The organism is Saccharomonospora sp. NPDC046836, assembly GCF_040645195.1.
In the GTDB taxonomy this organism is placed as follows: Bacteria; Actinomycetota; Actinomycetes; order Mycobacteriales; family Pseudonocardiaceae; genus Prauserella_A.
The window spans coordinates 139,577-157,979 of sequence record NZ_JBEYXW010000003.1; the positions used below are offsets into that span (position 1 = coordinate 139,577).

Consider the following 18,403-nt stretch of genomic DNA (forward strand, 5'->3'; position numbering starts at 1 on the left):
CGGCTCAGGTCTCGTCGATGACCGAACGCAGGAAGGAACGCGTTCGGTCGTGCTCGGGTTCGTTGAAGAGCTTGTCCGGCGCGGCGTCCTCGATGATCTTGCCCTCGTTGAACATCAGCACCCGGTCCGACACGTCCCGCGCGAACCGCATCGCGTGGGTCACCAGCAGCATCGTCACGTCCGTCGACTTCGCGATGTCGCGCAGCACGTCGAGCACCTCGGCCGCGAGCTCGGGGTCGAGCGCGGAGGTCACCTCGTCGAGCAGCAACACGTCGGGGTCGACCGCGAGCGCCCGCGCGATGGCGACGCGCTGCTGCTGGCCACCCGACAGCTGCGAAGGGTGCGCGTCGAGCTTGTCGGCGAGACCCACCATCTCCAGCAGTTCCCTGCCCCTGGCCTCGGCCTCCTCCTTCGGCCTGCCCAGCACATGAATCGGCGCCTCGGTGACGTTGCGCAGCACCTTCATGTTGGGGAACAGGTTGAAGTGCTGGAACACCATGGTGATCCGGCTGCGGACCTTGCGGATGTGCGCCTCCCCCGCGGGCACGAGGGTGTCACCGCGTCGCTCGTGGTACAGGTAGTCGCCGTCGACGCCGATCGTGCCCCGGTCAGGGCGGGTGAGCGTCATCAGCATCCGCAGGATGGTGGTCTTGCCGGACCCACTCGGCCCGATGAGGGTCACCCGCTCGCCCGAACCGACCGAGAACGACAGGTCATCGAGCACCACGTTGTTACCGAAGCTCTTGTGCACTCCGTCGAAGGTGATGAATTCACCGTTGGTCACGGGGATTTCCTCTCTAGACACGGACCTGCCCGAACCGGCGCTCGACGATCCGCGCCAGCCAGGCCATGAGCAGGGCGACGAGCAGGTACACGATGCCGGCGGCCGCGATCGGCTCCGAGTAACGGAACGTCTCGGAGCCGAGGGCGATCGCACCACCCAGCATCTCGACGACCGTGATCGCCAGCAGCTGTGGCGTGTCCTTGAACATCGCGATCACGTAGTTGGCGAGCGCGGGTATCACCCGCGGGATCGCCTGCGGGAGGATGACGTTGGTCCACGTGCGCCGCGTCGACAGGTTCAGCGCCGTGGCGGCCTCCCACTGCCCCGCGGGCACACCGTCGATGCCCGAGCGGTACACCTCCGAGGTGTAGGTCGCGTAGTGCAGGCCGAGGGCGAAAGCACCGGTGACCAATGGCGAAGCACTGATTCCGATCAGCGGCAGCACGTAGAAGAAGAAAAACAGCTGCACCAGAAGCGGTGTCGACCGGATGAACTCGACGAGGAAGCCCACCGGCGCGCTCACCCAGCGGTTACCGCTGCGCCGCAGGAACGCGAAGACGAGGCCGAGCACGAGCGCGATCACGTAGCCGATGCAGGTCGCGAACAGCGCGACGACCAGGCCGTCCAGCATCGTGGGCACGGCGTCCCACACGAGATTCCATTGGAAGTTCACGCCGCCACCTCCGCGCGCCCGAACAGACCCTTCGGCACGGAGCGCCCGAGAGAGCGGGCGGCCATGCGCTCCAGCAACTTCATGACCACGGTGAAGCCGAGCGCGATCACGCCGTAGCCGACGAGCAGACCGAAGAACACCAGAGCCGTCTCACCCGTGGACGCACGCAGCAGCTGCCCGGCGAACGTCAGATCGGAGATGTAGACCAGCGACACCAGCGAGGTGGCCTTGAGCAGCTCGATCAGGTTGTTGGTGAACGGCGGGATCATCGCGACTATCGCCTGCGGGAGGATCACCTTGCGCAGCCGCTGTAATGGGGTGAAGTTCAGCGCGATCGCAGCCTCGAGCTGTCCTGGTGGGACCGAGCGAACCGCGCCGCGGACCACCTCCGCCGCGTAGGCGCCGATGTTCAGCGCGAGTGCAAGCACCCCGGCGAACAGCGGGTTCAGCTGGAAGCCGAACTGCGGGACGATGAAGATCAGTGCGAAAAGCAGTACCAGCGCGGGGAAACCGCGGAACACCTCGGTGTAGACCATCGCGATACCGCGTACGACCTTGCGTTCGCTCGAGCGGGCGAGGCCTGCGACGAAGGCGAACACGAGTCCCAGCAGCGCGCCGAAAACGGTGAGCAGGAGGGTGTTCAGCAGTCCCTCCCAGACATAGGCCATCAGGCCTGCGGACATGGGTGGCCTCCTACGCTGCCGTTCCGGAGCAGAGCTGCGCTGCCGTGAGGTCGGTCATCTCGTCCTGCGAGAACCCGAACGGCCGCACGATCTCCAGCACCTCACCGCTGCCCTTCATGGCAGCGAGCTGGCGATTGAACTCACGGACAATGCTGGTTTCGCCCTTACGGAAACCGAAACCCCCTGCGCCGTACTGTTTCTCGCCCTGCACAACGGGAATGAACGACTCACCGAGCTCCAGTGCCACTCCGGGCCGCTCGTTCAGCGCCGACAGCAGCGACAACCGGGTCAGCATGAGACAGTCGGCGCGACCGGCGAGCACACCGTCGAATCCGGACGACTGGTCGGGAAACACGACCACGCGCCCGGCAGGCATTCCGATGTCGTGGGCGTAGCCTTCCTCGACCGATCCGGTGAGCACCCCGATCCGCGCCCCGCCCTGCCCAACACTGTCCAGATCGGACAGTCCAAGCGGGTTCCCTGGCGGGAGCAGCAGCGCCGCGGGCGCGTTGTAGTCGGGATCGGTGAACTCGATCTCCGCACACCGTGCGGGCGTGATGTACATGCCTGCTGCGATGACGTCGAACAGCCCGGCCTTCAGGCCCGGGATCAGCGAACTGAAGTCGGCCAGCTTCGGCTCGAACGAGTCGATGCCGAGCCTGCGGAAGATGGCCTTGCCGATCTCCGGCGCCTGCCCGGTCAGGTTCCCTTCTCTGTTGATGAAGCCGAAGGGCCGCTCATTGGCGAAACCCATGCGTACCGTTCCGGAATCTCTCAGCCGTTGCAGCAGATCCCCGCCAGCACCGTCCGCGGCCACGCTGATCGACGTGCATCCGCTGGCCAGCGCACCGCCCCCCACCGCAATACCAACGGTCACCCCAGTTGCGCCGCGGAGAAAACCACGCCTGCTCAGGTTGGAGTTGTTCACCTACCCGTAGCTCCTGTCCTCGGACACCGGCGTCCGCTCACCGAACGTGAGCGAACTTCGATTGGCACACACCCTAGGCAGTTCGGATGAACGTGCGCAATCGGATCGGAAATTTTCCGTCCGCCACAACGATCGGTTGCGCACCGTCCACACCGCTCTGACGTGGGGATTCGGCACGAGCTACAGACGTGTAAATCTTTTCTTTTCGCTACGGCGCGAAGCGCCTGGCGATCACGCGGACCTGTCGATCACGGCCTGCAGGAACGCGCGCGTACGTTCCTGTTCCGGCTGGGTGAAGAGCTTCTCCGGCGCCGCGTCCTCGATCACGCGCCCCTGGTCGAACATCATCACGCGGTCCGAGACGTCCTGGGCGAACTGCATCTCGTGCGTCACGCACAGGAACGTGATGTCCGTCGTCTCGGCGATCTGCTTCAGCACATTGAGTACACCGGCGACGAGCTCGGGGTCGAGCGCCGAGGTCACCTCGTCCAGCAGGAGGATCTCCGGCCGCATCGCCAGCGCACGGGCGATGGCCACCCGCTGCTGCTGCCCGCCGGAGAGCTGCATCGGGTGCGCGTCGACCTTGTCCGAAAGCCCGACCATGTCGAGCAGTTCTCGCGCGCGCTGTTCCGCCTCCGCTTTGGACAGCCCGAGTGCCCGAACGGGCGCCTCGGTGATGTTCTGCAGCACCTTCATGTTGGGGAAGAGGTTGAACTGCTGGAACACCATGCCGATGCGCTTGCGCATGCGGCGCAGGTGTTTCTCGTCGGCGGTGACGAGCCGGCCGTCTCGCTCCTCGTGACTCAGGTACTCGCCGCCGACCTGGATGGTGCCACCGTCCACTGTCTCCAGTGTCATCAGCAACCGCAGGATCGTGGTCTTGCCGGATCCGCTCGGACCGATGAGGGTGACGAACTCCCCTGGCTTGACCGTGAAGCTCAGGTCGCTCAGCACCACGTGGTCACCGAACTTCTTGACCACGTCGTCGAACTGGATCATGGCGCTGGTCAAGGGCGTCCTATACGGTTCCGACACGGCGTTCCAACCTTCTCACCAGGATCGAGGCCGGATAGCTCACCAGCAGGAAGAACACCCCCGCCAGCGTGTAGGGCTCGATCACCCGGAACGTCTCCGCCCCGACCTCCTTGGCACTGTTCAACACGTCAACGACTCCGATCGCGAGCAACAGTGGCGTCTCCTTGAACATCGAGATCGTGTAGTTGCCGAGCGCGGGCAGCACGCGTGGCACGGCCTGCGGCAGGATGATGCCCGTCCACACCCGCATGCGTGGAATACTCAGCGCCCTGGCTGCCTCCCACTGTCCTTTTGGGACAGCCTCGATACCGGCGCGGTACACCTCGGAAGTGTAGGTGGCATAGTGCACGCCCAGCGCGATCACACCGGTGACGAACGCCGAAAGCCTGATGCCCAGTGCCGGCTGCAACAGGTAGAAGAACACGAACACCTGGATCAGCAACGGGGTGCTTCGCACACCTTCCACGAACAGGTACACGGCCTGGTTCAGCACCGGCACCCGCAGCTGACGGATCAGCGCGAACACCAGCCCGAGAACGTAGGCCAGCAGCGAACCCAGCACCGTCAGCTCGACCGTGACGAGAATGCCTTCGGCCAACAGCGGCAACGCGTTGATCGCGTTCTGCCAGTCCCAGTCCATCACGCACCCCCCGCTGCGGACGAGGCGAAGACCTTGCGCCGCGCCGGTGGCCGCCGGCCAAGCCGCCGCGCGCCGGCGCGCTCCAGCGCTCGCATCACGACCGTGATCAGGATCGCGAGCAGCAGGTAGAAGAGGAGCTCAACGCCGTAGATGACGGTGAGCTGCGACATCGGCAGCGCAGGCCGCAGCAGCTCGCCCCGCTCGGTCATCTCCCCCGCCGAGATGAAGTACAGCAGTGCCGTGCTCTTCAGCAGCTGGATGAACAGATTGTTGAACGGTGGCAACATTTCCACCACGGCCTGTGGCAGGATCACCCGCCGCATCCGGTCCGCCGGCCCGAGATTCAGCGCGATGGCGCCCTCGTACTGCGCCCTTGGCACCGACTGCACCGCGCCGCGCACGATCTCCGCGCCGTAGGCACCGTGGTTGAAGCCGAGGACGAGTATCCCGGCGAACAACGGAATGATCTGCAGTCCCACGAGCGCGGGAAGCACGAAATAGATCCAGAAGAGCTGGACCACCTCGGAGGTGCCACGGAAGCCTTCGACGTAGACCCGGCTGATGAACCGGATCGTGCGCGACTTCGACAGCATGGCGAGCCCTGCGGTGAATGCCAGCACAATGGTGAGCGCGACCCCACCGACGGTCGCCGCAACGGTGACCGGCAGTCCTTCCAGGATCGACGAGACGATCTGACCGAGGTTGTCGAACACGGCCGCCTCCTAGGCTGTGCTTTTCACACCGCGCTCACGGTTCATTGTCCTCCGTCATCGCAGTGGGCACAGCCCATCAGGTGCTGCACAACCTTTGCGTCGTGACGTCGGGTTGCGGCACATTGGCCGCGGAGAACCCGAACGGCTCCGCGATACGGACCCAGTCCCCGCTCTGGTGCAGGCTGCCGAGCTGCTGGTTGAACGCATCGCGCAGCGGCTCGTCACCCGGCCGGAAGACGAACCCGCCAGCAGAGATGACCGGCTGACCGTTCTCTGTGGGCTGGAAGCTCTGGGTCACCTCGACCGCCGCGCCGGGGTTCTGCCTGACCAGCCACTGCAGCGAGATATCCGTCAACGCCGCGGCGTACACCCTGCCGTCGATGACGGAGCGCAGCATGCTGTCCTGGGTGTCGAGTGTGGAGATGTTGCCCTCGGGCACGCCCGCCGAGGTGGCGTACCCCTTCTCGACCGCACCCGAGAGCACCGCCAGCTTCACGTTCTTCTGCGCGACGTCGGTGAAGTTGTTGACCTGCTGCGGATTTCCCCGCGGTACCAGCAATGCCGACAGGGCCGTGTAGTCCGGGTTGGAGAACAGCGCGGCGCTGCAGCGCTGCGGGGTGATGAACATCCCGGCGGACACCACGTCGTACTGGCGCGCGTTCAGCGCCGGGATCAGCTGGTCGAACGTGACGACGCTGTTCTGCACGTTGTTGATGCCCATGCCCCGGAAAACCGCCCTGGCGACCTCAGGCGCCTCCCCTGTGACGTTGCCGCTCGAGTCGGCGAAGCCGTACGGCTGCTCGTTGGCGATACCGATCCGGATCGTGCCGGAGCTCCGTGCGGCATCGAGTGTGTTCTGCCCACCGCCAGTGCTCTGGCACGCCGACAACAACGTCGGCCCGCCGACTGCGACCGCCCCCACGGCCGCGGTACGTCTGAGGAATTCGCGCCGGGTCCATTCGCTGTGCGCCATTCCGCACCCCTCTTCGATCGACCTCGCCGTCAATCCCCCATGCGAAAGCCCGTTCTAGTGCCAGCACACAGGGGCGTAGTCACCGAACGTAGGAGCGAGGCCCGAACGGGTCAAAATCATCAAAACTATCCCCGAAGGCTGTTACCAGAACGAGATCACAGCCGATTATCGGTCAGAATGCGCCGTCAACGCGGTAAACCACGGGAATCCCGGACGAGCGTCACGATCTCGTCCATGATCGCGGTGAGCGCGTAGTCCTTGGGCGTGAAGACGCGCGCGATGCCCCGCTCGAGCAACAGCGCGGCGTCCTGGGCACGCACGGCGACCTGAACGGCGCCGTTGGAGTGCCCGTCGAGCCCTGGTTTTGCCGACCAGGATGCGCAAACGCTCGCCCAGTTCCTCGCCGGTCGCCCGAACGCGCTGCGCCAGGGGCAGACCGCCCTTTCCGTGGCCTTCGACTTGCTGACCCAGACGTGCACCGTGGAACTCGCCACGTTCGCAACGCCATGGCGGAAATCCGCGCGCCCGGTTGACGGGTCAGCCGATAGTGTGTGCCTGCGTGACGTGGAGTGCGTACAGCAGCTATCTGGTCTTCGTGATCGTTGTGGTGCTTGCCCCCGGGCCCGACACCATCGTGACCCTCAAGAACTCCTTCGCGGGCGGGTTCCGTGGTGGCCTGCTCGCCGCATTCGGCATCGCCGTCGGCAACCTCGTCCAGGGCACAGCCGTCGCCTTCGGGCTCGGGACGCTCATAGTGCGCTCGCAGCCGGTGTTCCACACGGTGCGCTGGCTCGGCGTCGCCTACCTCTGCTATCTCGGGGTACAGGCCATCCGAGCGGCCTGGCGCGGCGACTACGGTGCACTCGACGAGCGGGGTGCGCGGGCGAGCGGCTTCCGGCGCTGGCGCGAGGGGTTCCTGTCCAACGTCACGAACCCGAAGGTCCTGGCGCTCTACCTCTCCGTACTGCCCCAGTTCCTCGACCCGGTCCGTAGCAGCACCCTCGACGCGCTCCTGCTTGCCTACACCGTCGCCGTGCTGGGCACGCTGTGGTTGCTGCTGCTGTTGCTGTTCGTCAAGCGGGTGCAGCGTTGGCTCAAACGGCGGGCAGTGCGCCGCTCGCTGGACGTGCTGACCGGCGGGACACTGATCGGCTTCGGCGCGGTACTCGCCGCCGGGGACTAGAGGAGACCGGTCAGGTCGAGGGACAAGTCGAACGGATCGACCACGGCCAGCGATTGGGTGTCGACACCGGCCGAGGAGTACCAGCCGAGCGTGGGGTCGAGGCGATACCGGAACAGCGTCAACGCCTTGGGGTCGTCGGCCGGGTTCTCGACACGCCAGTAGTGCTGGATTCCCGCGCGGGCGTACTCGGCTGGTTTGTCTGTCTGGTCGGCGGTGACCGAGCCTGCCGACATCACCTCGATCACCAGGAGGCAGTGCTGGGGACGCAGTACTGCATCCGCATCGAGGCCGGAGTCGTAGACGACCAGATCGGGGCGGCGGTTGAGCAGTGGCACGTCACGCAGCCGCAGGTCGACGTCGAAATCGACCGCCCAGTGTGGCCCGCATGCGGCTTCGAGCGCATAGGACAGCCGCCGGATGATCGTCTGGTGAGGGCGGCGGGGTGCGGGGTTCACGACGATGGCTCCGTCGACGATCTCGATGTGCCGGCAGATCTCTTCCGGGAGTTCTTGGTAGTCCTCGACGGTCAGCCCGCCAGGCGGCAACACCATCCAGTCCGGTAACGCCGTCACGTCTCACCTCCGCCCCTCACACGGATAGTCAGACTACCGGACTCCCGGGGCCTCCGGCCCTGTCACGACCGGTCGGGTTCGGTGGCGACCCGCTCGATGCTGGCGCCGAGCCGGTTGAGGTTCTCCACGAAATGCGGGTAGCCGCGGTCGATGTGGAAGACGTCCCACACCTCGGTCACGCCGTCGGCGCAGAGGCCGGCCAGCACGAGGCCGGCACCCGCACGGATGTCCGAGGCCCAGACAGGTGCGCTCGACAGCGTATCGACGCCCCTGACCACCGCATGGTGGCCGTCGGTCCGGGCGTCGGCTCCGAGCCGCACCATCTCCTCGATGAAGCGGAACCGTGCCTCGTAGACGTTCTCGGTGATCATCGACGTTCCGTCGGACACCGATGACAGCGCGACCGCGAACGGTTGCAGATCGGTCGCGAAGCCGGGGTACGGCAACGTCACGAAGTCGACCGAGCGTGGCCGGTCGGGCTGCACGATGCGGAAACCCTTGCCGTCGAGCGTCGTGACATCGGCACCTGCCAGCCGCAGCTTCTCCAGCACGAGCTCGAGATGATGCGGATTCACACCGGTGACGGTGAGGTCGCCACGAGTCATCGCGCCTGCGAAGGCCCAGGTGGCGCCGACGATGCGGTCGCCGATCACGCGGTGCTCAGTGGGGTGCAGCGAGTCGACGCCCTCCACGGTCAGCGTGGACGTGCCCGCTCCCTCGATCTTGGCGCCCATCTCGGTGAGCATGGTGCAGATGTCGACGATCTCGGGCTCGCGCGCGGCGTTGTCGATGATCGTGGTGCCCTCCGCGAGCACCGCGGCCATCAGGATGTTCTCGGTCGCGCCGACGCTCGGGAAGTCCAGCCAGATCTGTGCGCCGTGCAGGCCGTCGGCCTCGGCGACCACGCAACCGTGCTCGATGGTGCTCGTGGCGCCCAGCTTGCGCAGCCCGTTCTGGTGCATGTCGAGCGGCCGAGAGCCGATCGCGTCGCCACCGGGCAGGGCCACGACCGCCCGCTTGAGCCGCCCGACGAGCGGACCGAGCACGCACACGCTCGCCCGCAGCTTGCCCATCGCCGGCGAGTCGGCACGGTGCGACAGCTCCGACGGCGTCGTGATGTGTGCGGCGTCGCCCTCCAGCACGACGTCGCACCCCACGCTGCGCAGGACATCGGCCATCAGCGGAACGTCCAGGATCTGCGGGCAGTTCGTGATCGTGGTGGTGCCCTCGGCGAGCAGTGCCGCCGCCATCAGCTTCAGGACACTGTTCTTGGCGCCGACAACCTCGACCTCGCCGACCAACCGCGCGCCGCCATGCACGTCGAAGTGCTCGCTCATGGTCGCCAATAATGCCTGCCGTCGTCGGCGCCGTCGCGAAGGGGCAGGCATTGCCGCAACCGCAGTCACAATCCGGCAGCGGAGTGAAACAGATGACACCGGCCGCGCGATAACACCCATCCGGCAACGGAAACTGCGCCTAGACTCCTGACATGCCCGTTCGGATCAATCGCGTGTACACCAGGGTCGGCGACAACGGCACAACCGCGCTCGGCGACGGCTCGCGAGTGCCCAAAACGGACGCTCGGCTCGGCGCCTACGCTGACGTCGACGAGACGAACTCCGTTGTGGGCGTTGCGATCGCGCTCGGCGGGCTCACGGACGAGATCGCCGAGGTGCTGCGTGCCGTGCAGAACGACCTCTTCGACGTCGGAGCGGACCTGAGCACACCGATCGTGCCGGACCCTCCCTTTCCGCCCACCCGTCACCCGACCACCGCCCCCCAAGGAGGCGCTGCGCGCCGCAGCTCCCCATTGCGCATCACGGAGCCCTACGTCGACCGTCTGGAAGGCTGGTGCGATCAGTTCAACGACCGGCTGGGCAAGCTGACCTCGTTCATCCTGCCCGGCGGCACGGCGGGCGCCGCGCTGCTGCACCAGGCCCGCACGGTCGCGCGCCGCGCCGAACGTTCCGCCTGGGCGTTGGTCGAGGCCGAGCCCGAGCGGACCAACGCGCTGGCGGTGAAGTACCTCAACCGGCTGTCGGACCTGCTGTTCATCCTCGCCCGGCTAGCGAATCCGGACGGGGACATCCTGTGGAAGCCAGGCGGCGACCGCTGACCATGCGGGCATGAGGTCCCCCAAGGCCACCTTGGTTGCGTTGAACGCAACCAAGGTGGCCTTGGGGGCTTTTACCGGTCACGCTGCATAGAGTGGCCTCGACTCGGCCAAGACTGCGTCCTTGAGCAACGGGTGCAGAGCTTTGCGGGACACCAGATCCACCGGCCTGCCGAACAGGTCCGACAGGTCCTTGTTCAGATCCTCGATCTCCCAGCCCAGCCTGGCGCCCGGCTGGAGCTCGTACAACACGTCGATATCGCTGTCGTCGCGGTCGTCTCCTCGCGCGGCCGAGCCGAAGACGAGCAACATGGCGATCCCGTAGCGAACACAGATGTCACGGAGCCGACGCTCGTCCACTCGTGGAAGAATCATCGGCGCGGCTCCTTTCCAGGCGCTACGCTGCATTCTAGCGCCTGGAATCAGCTGGCTCGCGGGATTCGGCGCCCCGGTGGGGCGGATTCCAGCCACGACAGGAAGCCGGTCAGCGCACCTGGCCCCATGGCGATCTCGATGGGCTCCTGCACGTCGGACTCGAACCGCAGCACCGTGGAGCCGGCGGGAACCGCATAGGACTCGACGCCGACCGGTTCACGGCGGTCGGCGATCTCGAGGCCGTCCCGTTGGAAGATCCGGTCCGGACCGGTTCGCAGGCTCCACACGCGGTACCAGACGAACTCCTCGCCGCGGTACCGGCCGATACCGAGATGCCAGCCCGAACGCTCCCGGTCCGGTTGCCAGCGCAACGCCACGCTCACGCCGCCAAGCCGCCGCATTCGAACCCAGCGCAGCGCGTACCAGACGGCGACGACGAGCAGCGCGAGCAGGAGGGCGAGGACCACAATCGCGATGTCCATGGCCGGCTCCTGCTCGTCGTTGCCAGTTAGGCCGACTGCCCCGCCGCCCGCAGTCGCGCACTCGCTCTGGCGCGCTCTGCCTCGTCCTCGGCCGTCAGCGCCTGCTTGGCCGCCTCGACGTCGATCTCCTCGCCGAGCTCGGCGGTCTCGGCGAGAACACTCACCGAGTCGTGGGTGATGGACAGGAACCCACCGTGTACGGCGGCCGTGACCGCGTCCCCGTCGGTGGTCCTCACCTTGACGACACCGCCCTCGACCAGCTGGCCGAGCACGGGCTCGTGACCGGGCATGATGCCGATCTCACCCTCGGTCGTTTGCGCGACGACGAACGAGGCCTTGCCAGACCACAGACGACGCTCGACGGCCACCAGCTCGACGGACATCTCAGCCACGTAGGTCTCCTTCAGATCGCGCGTCCCATCAGTGTAATGGGCGCGCCGTCAATCCTGGGTGTGAGTATGCGAATGACGGGGCCAGATCCACTGTGGACGCCGGCCCCGCCGTTCACCCGGATCACTTACCGGTGATTTCCTTGTACTTCTTCTCGAGGTCCTCGAGGCCACCAATGCCCAGGAACGCCTGCTCCGGGTAGTGGTCGAACTCGCCCTGCGAGATCTTGTCGAAGGCCTCGACGGTCTCTGCCACCGGCACCGTCGAACCGGGCTGGCCGGTGAACGTCTCCGCCACCAGCATGTTCTGCGACAGGAAGCGCTCGATCCGGCGAGCCCGCTTCACCGTCAGCTGGTCTTCTTCCGACAGCTCGTCCATACCGAGGATCGCGATGATGTCCTGCAGTTCCTTGTACTTCTGCAGGATCCTGATCACCTCGGCGGCCACCCGGTAGTGGTCCTCACCGACGACGGCCGGGTCGAGGATCGTCGAGGTCGACGCCAGCGGGTCCACCGCAGGGAAGATGCCCTTCTGGAACACCGACCGGGAAAGCTCGGTGGTGGCGTCCAGGTGGGCGAACGTCGTCGCCGGAGCCGGGTCGGTGTAGTCGTCCGCCGGCACGTAGATCGCCTGCATCGAGGTGATCGACCGGCCCTTGGTCGAGGTGATCCGCTCCTGCAGCTCACCCATCTCGTCGGCCAGCGTCGGCTGGTAACCCACCGCCGACGGCATGCGGCCCAGCAGGGTCGACACCTCGGAACCGGCCTGGGTGAACCGGAAGATGTTGTCGATGAACAGCAGCACGTCCTGGTTCTGCACATCGCGGAAGTACTCCGCCATGGTCAGCGCGGACAGCGCGACGCGCATACGAGTGCCCGGCGGCTCGTCCATCTGACCGAAGACGAGCGCCGTGTCGTTGATGACGCCGTCCTCGCTCATCTCCAGGAACAGGTCGGTGCCCTCACGGGTGCGCTCACCGACACCGGCGAACACCGAGGTACCACCGAAGTTCTTGGCGACACGGGTGATCATCTCCTTGATGAGCACCGTCTTGCCGACGCCGGCACCGCCGAACAGGCCGATCTTGCCACCCTGCACGTACGGGGTCAGCAGGTCGATGACCTTGAGGCCGGTCTCCAGCATCTGCGTCCTGCCCTCGAGCTGGTCGAAAGCAGGCGGCTTGCGGTGGATGCCCCACCGCTCCAGGTCGACGCCGTAGCCCGGCTCGTCGAGGCACTCGCCGAGCGCGTTGTAGACGTGACCCTTGACCTTGTCGCCGACCGGCACCGAGATCGGCCCGCCGGTGTTGGTCACCTCAGCACCGCGGACGAGGCCGTCCTGCGGCTGCAGCGAGATCGTGCGCACCAGGTTGTCACCAAGGTGCTGGGCGACCTCGAGAGTCACAGTCTTACGGAGCTCTTCGAACTCGATCTCGACCTTGAGGGCGTTGAACAGGTCTGGGATCGCACCACGCGGGAACTCCACGTCGACGACCGGGCCGGTTACGGAGACGATGCGCCCCTTGGCGGCAGCTTCAGTGCTAGTCATAGCTCAGTCATCACTTCCTACTGCGGCGAGCGCGTCAGCCCCACCGACGATTTCGCTGATCTCCTGGGTGATCTGGGCCTGGCGGGCCTGGTTCGCCAGCCGGGTGTAGGTCTCCACGAGTTCGCTCGCGTTGTCCGACGCCGACTTCATGGCGTTGCGCTGTGCGGCCAGCTCGGACGCCGCCGACTCCAGCAACGCCGCGAAGATCCGCGTGTTGATGTACTTCGGCAGCAGCGCGCCGAGCAGCGTCTCGGCGCTGGGTTCGAAGTCGTAGGCCGGCAGCAGGCCCTCGGGGGGCTGCTCCTCGGTGTACTCGACCTCCAGCGGCGCCATGCGCTTGGCGACCGGCGCCTGGATGAGCATCGAGCGGAACTCGGTGTAGACGATGTGCAGCTCGTCCACGCCCAGCACGCCGTCCGCACCAGGCGACTCGCCGTGGTCATCGGCACCGGCCAGGAACGACTCGACCAGCGTCTCGCCAACGGCCGCCGCGTTCTCGTACCGCGGCTGCTGGGAGAACCCGGTCCAGCTGCCCGCGATCTCGCGGCCACGGAACCGGTAGTAGTTCACGCCCTTGCCGCCGATGACGTAGAGCAGCGGCTGCTTGCCCTGCTCACGCAGCAGCGACAGCAGCTCCTCGGTCGCCCGGAGCACGTTGGCGTTGTAACCACCGCACAGGCCCTTGTCACTGGTCACCACGAGCACCGCGACACGGCGTACCGTCTCGCGCTCGACCAGCAGCGGGTGGTCCAGGTTGGCTGCCGCACCGGCCAGCGCGGAGAGCACGTTGGTGATCTCCGACGCGTACGGCCTGGCGGCCTCGACGCGCGCCTGCGCCTTGCTGATGCGCGAGGTGGCGATGAGTTCCATCGCCTTGGTGATCTTGCCGATCGACTTGGTAGCCCGGATCTTCTGCCGGAGCTCACGAAGCTGTGCAGCCATTGCGTCAGTCCGTTACTTCTTCGGAGCCGGACGGTGCACCTTGACCGATTCCTGTCCGACCTTCTCGGCGTCCATGGCATCGGCCTCGGCCTCGTTCAGCGTGCGGCCCGCGGAGGTCGTGAAGCCCTTCTTGAACTCGTCGACGGCCGAGATGACCCGCTCGGCGAGCTCGTCGCTCCACTTACCCTTGTCCCGGATCTCGGCGAGGATGTCGTCGTGCTTGTGCCGGATGTTCTGCAGCAGCTCGCTGTTGAACCGGGCGGTGTCCTCGATCGGCACCTGGTCGAAGTGACCGTTGGTGCCCAGGAACACCGTGAGGACCTGCTGCTCGACCGGCACCGGTGAGAACTGCGGCTGCTTGAGCAGCTCGTAGAGGCGGGCGCCACGGTCCAGCTGCGCCTTCGAGGCGGCGTCCAGGTCCGAGGCGAAGGCGGCGAACGCCTTGAGCTCCTCGTACTGGGACAGGTCGATCCGGAGCGAGCCGGAGACCGTCTTCATCGCCTTGATCTGCGCGTCACCACCGACTCGCGACACCGACGTCGTCACGTCGACGGCGGGGCGCTGACCGGAGTTGAACAGGTCCGACTGGAAGAAGCACTGCCCGTCGGTGATCGAGATGACGTTCGTGGGGATGTAGGCGGAGATGTCGTTGGCCTTGGTCTCGATGACCGGAAGACCGGTCAGGGAGCCCGCACCCAGGTCGTCGGACAGCTTCGCGCAACGCTCCAGCAGGCGGGAGTGCAAGTAGAACACGTCGCCGGGGAACGCCTCGCGGCCCGGCGGACGGCGCAGCAGCAGCGAGATTGCGCGGTAGGCCTCGGCCTGCTTGGTGAGGTCATCGAACACGATCAGGACGTGCTTGCCCTGGAACATCCAGTGCTGGCCGAGGGCGGAACCGGAGTAGGGAGCCAGCCACTTGAAGCCTGCGGAGTCCGACGCGGGGGCGGCGACGATGGTCGTGTACTCCAAGGCGCCCGCGTCCTCGAGCGACTTGCGCACCGAGGCGATCGTCGAGCCCTTCTGGCCGACCGCGACATAGATGCAACGCACCTGCTTGCTCGGGTCGCCGCTCTCCCAGTTCGCCTTCTGGTTGATGATCGTGTCGACGCAGACGGCGGTCTTACCGGTCTTGCGGTCGCCGATGATCAGCTGACGCTGGCCACGGCCGATGGGGGTCATCGAGTCGATGGCCGTGATGCCGGTCTGCAGCGGCTCGGACACCGGCTGACGCTCCACCACCGAGGCGGCCTGCAGCTCCAGCGCGCGACGCTCGGTCGTCTCGATGTCGCCAAGCCCATCGATGGGCCTGCCGAGCGGGTCGATGGTCCGGCCGAGGAAGTTCTCGCCGACCGGGATCGACAGGATCTGGCCGGTGCGCTTGACTTCCTGGCCTTCTTCGATGGACTCGTAGTTGCCCAGGATCACGACACCGATCTGGCGCGGCTCCAGGTTCTGCGCCACACCCAGGATGCCGCCGGGGAACTCCAGCAGCTCGTTGGCCATGGTGGACGGCAGGCCCTCGACGTGGGCCACACCGTCACCGGTGTCGACGACGACGCCGACCTCTTCCCGGCTCACATCCGGGGAGTAACTCGAGACGTAGTTCTCGATCGCACTGCGGATCTCATCCGAGGAGATCGTCAGCTCCGCCATGTCGTTCCCGCTCTCACTTCGTTCTTGCCACTGTGCAAAGTATGTGTTATGTCGCCGTCTGGGTCAGCTGGCTAGCTGCCTGCGCAGCGCCTCGATCCGGCCGGCTGCACTACCGTCGATCACCTCGTCGCCGACCCGTACCACGAGTCCGGCGCCGATCGCGCGGTTGAGCTCCACGTGCAGTACGACAGGCCGCCCGTAGATCTGCGCGAGCTTCGCGGCGAGCCGGTCGCGCTGTTCGGCGGTGAGCTCGGTCGCGCTGGTCACGTAGGCGACCGAGCGGTCCCGTCGCGCGGCGGCGAGCTTCACCAGCTCGTCGATGCCGATGGCGATACTGCGGCCGCGCGGCCGCACGACGACCTGCTCGACGAGGATCCGGGTGACCGGATCCACCTTGTCTGCCGTCAGGTTGCGGATCAGAGTGCGCTTGCCCTCGACCGGCCCCACCCGGTCGGACAGGGCCCGCTCGAGCTCCGGTTCACGGTCCACGATACGTGCGATCCGGAACAGCTCATCCTCGACCGTGTCCAGTTTGCCGCTTTTCTCAGCACTGGTCAGCAGCGCCGTCTGCCCGACGGACTCGAGCCCGTCGAGCAGCTCCCTCGGGCTGGACCAGCGGCTGCCCACCACGGCGTCGAGCACCTGAAGTGCGGGTTCCGACACCTTGCTCTGCAGCAAGGTCCTGACGAGCCGCGTGCGGGCCTCGGGGTCCGACGAACCGTCCCCGACGGCCCGCCGCAACCCGACCTCCCTGGTGAGCAGGCCCACCACGGAGAGCAGCTCTTCCCCGACGGCGGACGGGTCAGTGCCCGCGTCGCCGAGTACCTCGTCGAGACGGGTCTCGGCGAAGCCAAGAGCCTCCCGGCTCGCAGCATGCAGCGTCATCTACGCCTACTCCTAGTTCCTGGCTCCGGCGGCACCGTTGCCACTGACCTCGAGTTCGCTCAGGAACCGGTCGACGGTGCCGCGGCGACGAGCCTCGTCCTCGAGTGCCTCACCGACGATGCGGCTGGCGAGCTCGATCGAGTTGCGGCCCAGTTCGGTCCGCAGCTCGGCGACGATCTGGGCCCGCTGCGCCTGAAGCTGCGCATCGCCCTGAGCGACGATGCGCCGCGCCTCCTCCTGAGCCTCGGCCCGGAGTTCCGCCTTGATCTGCTCGGCCTCGAGCCGGGCGTCGTCGCGGATCTTGGCAGCCTCGGTCCTGGCCTCGGCGAGCTGCGCCTTGTACTGCTCCAGCGCCTGCTCGGCCTCGGCCTGGGCCTTCTCTGCCTTCTCGATGCCGCCCTCGATCTTGGCGGTCCGCTCCTCGTAGAGCTTCTCGAAGCGCGGCACCGCGTACTTACGCAGCACCCACAGCAGAAGCAGGAACGCGATCAAGCCGAGGATGATCTCCGAGGGGTGCGGCAAGACCGGGTTCGGCGTGCCTTCGGCCGCCAGAACCAATTGGGTGTTCAGCACAGCATCTCCCTAATGCGATGAGCGAGAAGACTCAGCCACCGGAGGCGATGAAGTAAATAACGATGCCGAACAGCGCAAGCACCTCGACCAGGGCGAAGGTCGTCCAGGCGATACCCATGAGCTTGCCCTGGGCCTCAGGCTGGCGAGCCGTACCGTTGATGACCGCCGACCAGATCAGACCCACACCGATACCGGGGCCGATGGCGCCGAGACCGTAGCCGATCGCGGCAAGACCCGGGTTGATGTTGACCGCGGCCTCCGCAGCCTGGGCGAGAACAATGTTGCTCACTTGCATTTCCCTTTCAACTCGGTCCGCGCCTACGCGGATCGGGGGCTTGGGTTGTTACGTACTTCGGTGAACTGCCTGATCTCGATGACTCAGTGCTCGGCGGCCAGCGCCGCTCCGATGTAGTTCGCCGAGAGCAGGGCGAAGATGTAGGCCTGCAGCACCTGGATCAGTGCTTCCAGGAACGTCAGGATGATCGCGAACGCAAAGCTCACGATCGACACCGGCTTCAGCGCCGCGCTCGCCTCCAGCAGCAGGTACTCACCGCCGAGGGTGAACACCAGCAGCAGCAGGTGGCCCGCGAACATGGCGGCGAACACCCGGAGCGCCAGCGTGATCGGGTTGATCATGAACTTCTGCAGGAACTCGATCGGCGTCAGCAGCGGCAGGATGAAGCCGGGGGCGCCCGCGGGCACCGTCTCCTTCTTCAGGTAGCCGACGAAGCCGTGCCGCTTGAAGCCCACGTAGTGGTAGACCGGGTAGACCACGAGCAGCGAGAGCGCCAGCGGGAACCCGATGTGCGACATCACGGGGAACTGGATCAGCGGGACGATCCCGAAGATGTTGTTCACCAGGATGAAGCTGAACAAACCGAGAATGAGCGGCACGAAAGGCCGGAAATCCTTGGCGCCGATCTGCTCACGCGCGATGTTGTTGCGCCCGAAGTCGTAGATCGACTCGGCCGCGAACTGGAACTTGCTGGGGACGATCTTGAGATTGCGCGAAGCGATCAAGAAGAAGGCACCGACGATCACGGCCGCCAGCACGGCGAGCACCATCGGCTTGGTAACGAATGTTCCTTCACCGAAGATAGGACCGAGGTTGAAGTCCTTCGCGCCTGGGGCGACGAACCCATCGCCTTGGGCTAGTACCAGCGCGCCCAACTGGGCTCCTTCCGGTTCTCCCGGCCGGCGTTCACTCCGCCGGGGGAATCGTCACGATCAGGACTTAACGTACCTGATTCAGATCGAG

General features: G+C 66.2%; 22 protein-coding genes and 1 pseudogene. 2 read left to right on the forward strand and 21 right to left on the reverse strand.

What is annotated here, in order from left to right; genetic code table 11:
- Nucleotides 1-4: 4 nt before the first annotated feature.
- From ehuA (ABZ863_RS05785) to ABZ863_RS05825, 9 genes and pseudogenes are all read right to left on the reverse strand, one after another.
- On the reverse strand, nucleotides 5-784 hold the full coding sequence (gene ehuA, locus ABZ863_RS05785; protein ID WP_358531490.1) for an ectoine/hydroxyectoine ABC transporter ATP-binding protein EhuA: 780 nt from the start codon (nucleotides 782-784) through the stop codon (nucleotides 5-7).
- Between the two features lie 13 nt (nucleotides 785-797).
- The gene (gene ehuD / locus ABZ863_RS05790; RefSeq protein ID WP_358531492.1) at nucleotides 798-1,457 is read right to left on the reverse strand and encodes an ectoine/hydroxyectoine ABC transporter permease subunit EhuD; all 660 of its coding nucleotides are present in this window, start codon (nucleotides 1,455-1,457) and stop codon (nucleotides 798-800) included.
- A complete protein-coding gene (gene ehuC, locus ABZ863_RS05795; protein ID WP_358531494.1) occupies nucleotides 1,454-2,140 on the reverse strand; it encodes an ectoine/hydroxyectoine ABC transporter permease subunit EhuC in 687 nt (228 codons plus the stop codon). Before ehuC (ABZ863_RS05795) ends, ehuD (ABZ863_RS05790) begins: the two co-directional genes overlap by 4 nt.
- A 10-nt stretch (nucleotides 2,141-2,150) precedes the next feature.
- Nucleotides 2,151-3,068: an ectoine/hydroxyectoine ABC transporter substrate-binding protein EhuB gene (gene ehuB / locus ABZ863_RS05800; RefSeq protein WP_358531496.1), complete on the reverse strand. Its 918-nt coding sequence runs from the start codon at nucleotides 3,066-3,068 to the stop codon at nucleotides 2,151-2,153.
- Between the two features lie 231 nt (nucleotides 3,069-3,299).
- Nucleotides 3,300-4,067, reverse strand: coding sequence for an ectoine/hydroxyectoine ABC transporter ATP-binding protein EhuA (ehuA, locus tag ABZ863_RS05805; protein WP_358531793.1), 768 nt, complete (start codon nucleotides 4,065-4,067; stop codon nucleotides 3,300-3,302).
- Between the two features lie 19 nt (nucleotides 4,068-4,086).
- On the reverse strand, nucleotides 4,087-4,743 hold the full coding sequence (ehuD, locus tag ABZ863_RS05810; RefSeq protein WP_358531498.1) for an ectoine/hydroxyectoine ABC transporter permease subunit EhuD: 657 nt from the start codon (nucleotides 4,741-4,743) through the stop codon (nucleotides 4,087-4,089).
- Nucleotides 4,743-5,456 carry an ectoine/hydroxyectoine ABC transporter permease subunit EhuC gene (gene ehuC / locus ABZ863_RS05815; RefSeq protein WP_358531500.1) on the reverse strand — a complete coding sequence of 238 codons (714 nt, stop codon included), beginning with the start codon at nucleotides 5,454-5,456 and terminating at the stop codon, nucleotides 4,743-4,745. The genes ehuD (ABZ863_RS05810) and ehuC (ABZ863_RS05815) overlap by 1 nt, the downstream gene beginning before the upstream one ends.
- 76 nt (nucleotides 5,457-5,532) lie before the next feature.
- On the reverse strand, nucleotides 5,533-6,429 hold the full coding sequence (ehuB, locus tag ABZ863_RS05820) for an ectoine/hydroxyectoine ABC transporter substrate-binding protein EhuB (protein WP_358531502.1): 897 nt from the start codon (nucleotides 6,427-6,429) through the stop codon (nucleotides 5,533-5,535).
- A gap of 185 nt (nucleotides 6,430-6,614) precedes the next feature.
- Nucleotides 6,615-6,849: pseudogene (locus tag ABZ863_RS05825) on the reverse strand (hypothetical protein); the annotation flags it as partial.
- Nucleotides 6,850-6,988: 139 nt separating this feature from the next.
- On the opposite strand from ABZ863_RS05825, the gene ABZ863_RS05830 reads away from it, so the two are divergent.
- Nucleotides 6,989-7,612, forward strand: coding sequence for a LysE family translocator (locus tag ABZ863_RS05830; RefSeq protein ID WP_358531504.1), 624 nt, complete (start codon nucleotides 6,989-6,991; stop codon nucleotides 7,610-7,612).
- Here the strand turns inward: ABZ863_RS05830 and ABZ863_RS05835 are convergent.
- On the reverse strand, nucleotides 7,609-8,184 hold the full coding sequence (locus tag ABZ863_RS05835; RefSeq protein WP_358531505.1) for a Uma2 family endonuclease: 576 nt from the start codon (nucleotides 8,182-8,184) through the stop codon (nucleotides 7,609-7,611). The two genes, ABZ863_RS05830 and ABZ863_RS05835, sit on opposite strands and share 4 nt — an antisense overlap.
- Nucleotides 8,185-8,246: 62 nt before the next feature.
- Nucleotides 8,247-9,521 carry a UDP-N-acetylglucosamine 1-carboxyvinyltransferase gene (gene murA / locus ABZ863_RS05840; protein ID WP_358531507.1) on the reverse strand — a complete coding sequence of 425 codons (1,275 nt, stop codon included), beginning with the start codon at nucleotides 9,519-9,521 and terminating at the stop codon, nucleotides 8,247-8,249.
- Between the two features lie 152 nt (nucleotides 9,522-9,673).
- Here murA and ABZ863_RS05845 point away from each other — a divergent pair, with 152 nt between their 5' ends.
- Nucleotides 9,674-10,300 carry a cob(I)yrinic acid a,c-diamide adenosyltransferase gene (locus tag ABZ863_RS05845; protein WP_358531509.1) on the forward strand — a complete coding sequence of 209 codons (627 nt, stop codon included), beginning with the start codon at nucleotides 9,674-9,676 and terminating at the stop codon, nucleotides 10,298-10,300.
- Between the two features lie 78 nt (nucleotides 10,301-10,378).
- Here ABZ863_RS05845 and ABZ863_RS05850 read toward each other — a convergent pair whose 3' ends face one another.
- The 10 genes from ABZ863_RS05850 to atpB form a co-directional block, all read right to left on the reverse strand.
- Nucleotides 10,379-10,672 (reverse strand): nucleotidyltransferase domain-containing protein, encoded by a 294-nt coding sequence (locus ABZ863_RS05850; RefSeq protein WP_358531511.1) that lies wholly within the window; start codon nucleotides 10,670-10,672, stop codon nucleotides 10,379-10,381.
- A 47-nt stretch (nucleotides 10,673-10,719) separates the two neighbouring features.
- Nucleotides 10,720-11,154, reverse strand: coding sequence for a DUF2550 domain-containing protein (locus tag ABZ863_RS05855; protein WP_358531512.1), 435 nt, complete (start codon nucleotides 11,152-11,154; stop codon nucleotides 10,720-10,722).
- Between the two features lie 26 nt (nucleotides 11,155-11,180).
- Entirely contained in the window at nucleotides 11,181-11,546 is a 366-nt protein-coding gene (locus tag ABZ863_RS05860; protein ID WP_358531514.1) for a F0F1 ATP synthase subunit epsilon, read from the reverse strand.
- 121 nt (nucleotides 11,547-11,667) lie between these two features.
- Entirely contained in the window at nucleotides 11,668-13,092 is a 1,425-nt protein-coding gene (gene atpD / locus ABZ863_RS05865) for a F0F1 ATP synthase subunit beta (RefSeq protein WP_358531516.1), read from the reverse strand.
- Between the two features lie 3 nt (nucleotides 13,093-13,095).
- Nucleotides 13,096-14,034: a F0F1 ATP synthase subunit gamma gene (locus tag ABZ863_RS05870; protein ID WP_358531517.1), complete on the reverse strand. Its 939-nt coding sequence runs from the start codon at nucleotides 14,032-14,034 to the stop codon at nucleotides 13,096-13,098.
- Nucleotides 14,035-14,046: 12 nt separating this feature from the next.
- A complete protein-coding gene (gene atpA, locus ABZ863_RS05875; protein WP_358531519.1) occupies nucleotides 14,047-15,687 on the reverse strand; it encodes a F0F1 ATP synthase subunit alpha in 1,641 nt (546 codons plus the stop codon).
- A 63-nt stretch (nucleotides 15,688-15,750) separates the two neighbouring features.
- Nucleotides 15,751-16,572 (reverse strand): F0F1 ATP synthase subunit delta, encoded by an 822-nt coding sequence (locus ABZ863_RS05880; RefSeq protein WP_358531521.1) that lies wholly within the window; start codon nucleotides 16,570-16,572, stop codon nucleotides 15,751-15,753.
- Nucleotides 16,573-16,584: 12 nt separating this feature from the next.
- Nucleotides 16,585-17,145, reverse strand: coding sequence for a F0F1 ATP synthase subunit B (locus ABZ863_RS05885; protein ID WP_358531523.1), 561 nt, complete (start codon nucleotides 17,143-17,145; stop codon nucleotides 16,585-16,587).
- A gap of 31 nt (nucleotides 17,146-17,176) precedes the next feature.
- Nucleotides 17,177-17,434 (reverse strand): ATP F0F1 synthase subunit C, encoded by a 258-nt coding sequence (locus ABZ863_RS05890; RefSeq protein WP_358531524.1) that lies wholly within the window; start codon nucleotides 17,432-17,434, stop codon nucleotides 17,177-17,179.
- 89 nt (nucleotides 17,435-17,523) lie between these two features.
- Entirely contained in the window at nucleotides 17,524-18,315 is a 792-nt protein-coding gene (atpB, locus tag ABZ863_RS05895; protein WP_358531526.1) for a F0F1 ATP synthase subunit A, read from the reverse strand.
- Nucleotides 18,316-18,403 lie beyond the last annotated feature (88 nt).

What these genes read in the sequence shown, in the direction of transcription:
- ehuC (WP_358531494.1), bottom strand. Translation starts at nt 2,140, where the DNA reads ATGTCCGCAGGCCTGATGGCCTATGTCTGGGAGGGACTGCTGAACACC.
- ABZ863_RS05850 (WP_358531511.1), bottom strand. Translation starts at nt 10,672, where the DNA reads ATGATTCTTCCACGAGTGGACGAGCGTCGGCTCCGTGACATCTGTGTT.
- atpD (WP_358531516.1), bottom strand. Translation starts at nt 13,092, where the DNA reads ATGACTAGCACTGAAGCTGCCGCCAAGGGGCGCATCGTCTCCGTAACC.
- ABZ863_RS05880 (WP_358531521.1), bottom strand. Translation starts at nt 16,572, where the DNA reads ATGACGCTGCATGCTGCGAGCCGGGAGGCTCTTGGCTTCGCCGAGACC.
- ABZ863_RS05855 (WP_358531512.1), bottom strand. Translation starts at nt 11,154, where the DNA reads ATGGACATCGCGATTGTGGTCCTCGCCCTCCTGCTCGCGCTGCTCGTC.
- ABZ863_RS05870 (WP_358531517.1), bottom strand. Translation starts at nt 14,034, where the DNA reads ATGGCTGCACAGCTTCGTGAGCTCCGGCAGAAGATCCGGGCTACCAAG.
- ehuB (WP_358531502.1), bottom strand. Translation starts at nt 6,429, where the DNA reads ATGGCGCACAGCGAATGGACCCGGCGCGAATTCCTCAGACGTACCGCG.
- murA (WP_358531507.1), bottom strand. Translation starts at nt 9,521, where the DNA reads ATGAGCGAGCACTTCGACGTGCATGGCGGCGCGCGGTTGGTCGGCGAG.
- ABZ863_RS05845 (WP_358531509.1), top strand. Translation starts at nt 9,674, where the DNA reads ATGCCCGTTCGGATCAATCGCGTGTACACCAGGGTCGGCGACAACGGC.
- atpA (WP_358531519.1), bottom strand. Translation starts at nt 15,687, where the DNA reads ATGGCGGAGCTGACGATCTCCTCGGATGAGATCCGCAGTGCGATCGAG.
- ehuD (WP_358531498.1), bottom strand. Translation starts at nt 4,743, where the DNA reads ATGGACTGGGACTGGCAGAACGCGATCAACGCGTTGCCGCTGTTGGCC.
- ehuA (WP_358531793.1), bottom strand. Translation starts at nt 4,067, where the DNA reads ATGATCCAGTTCGACGACGTGGTCAAGAAGTTCGGTGACCACGTGGTG.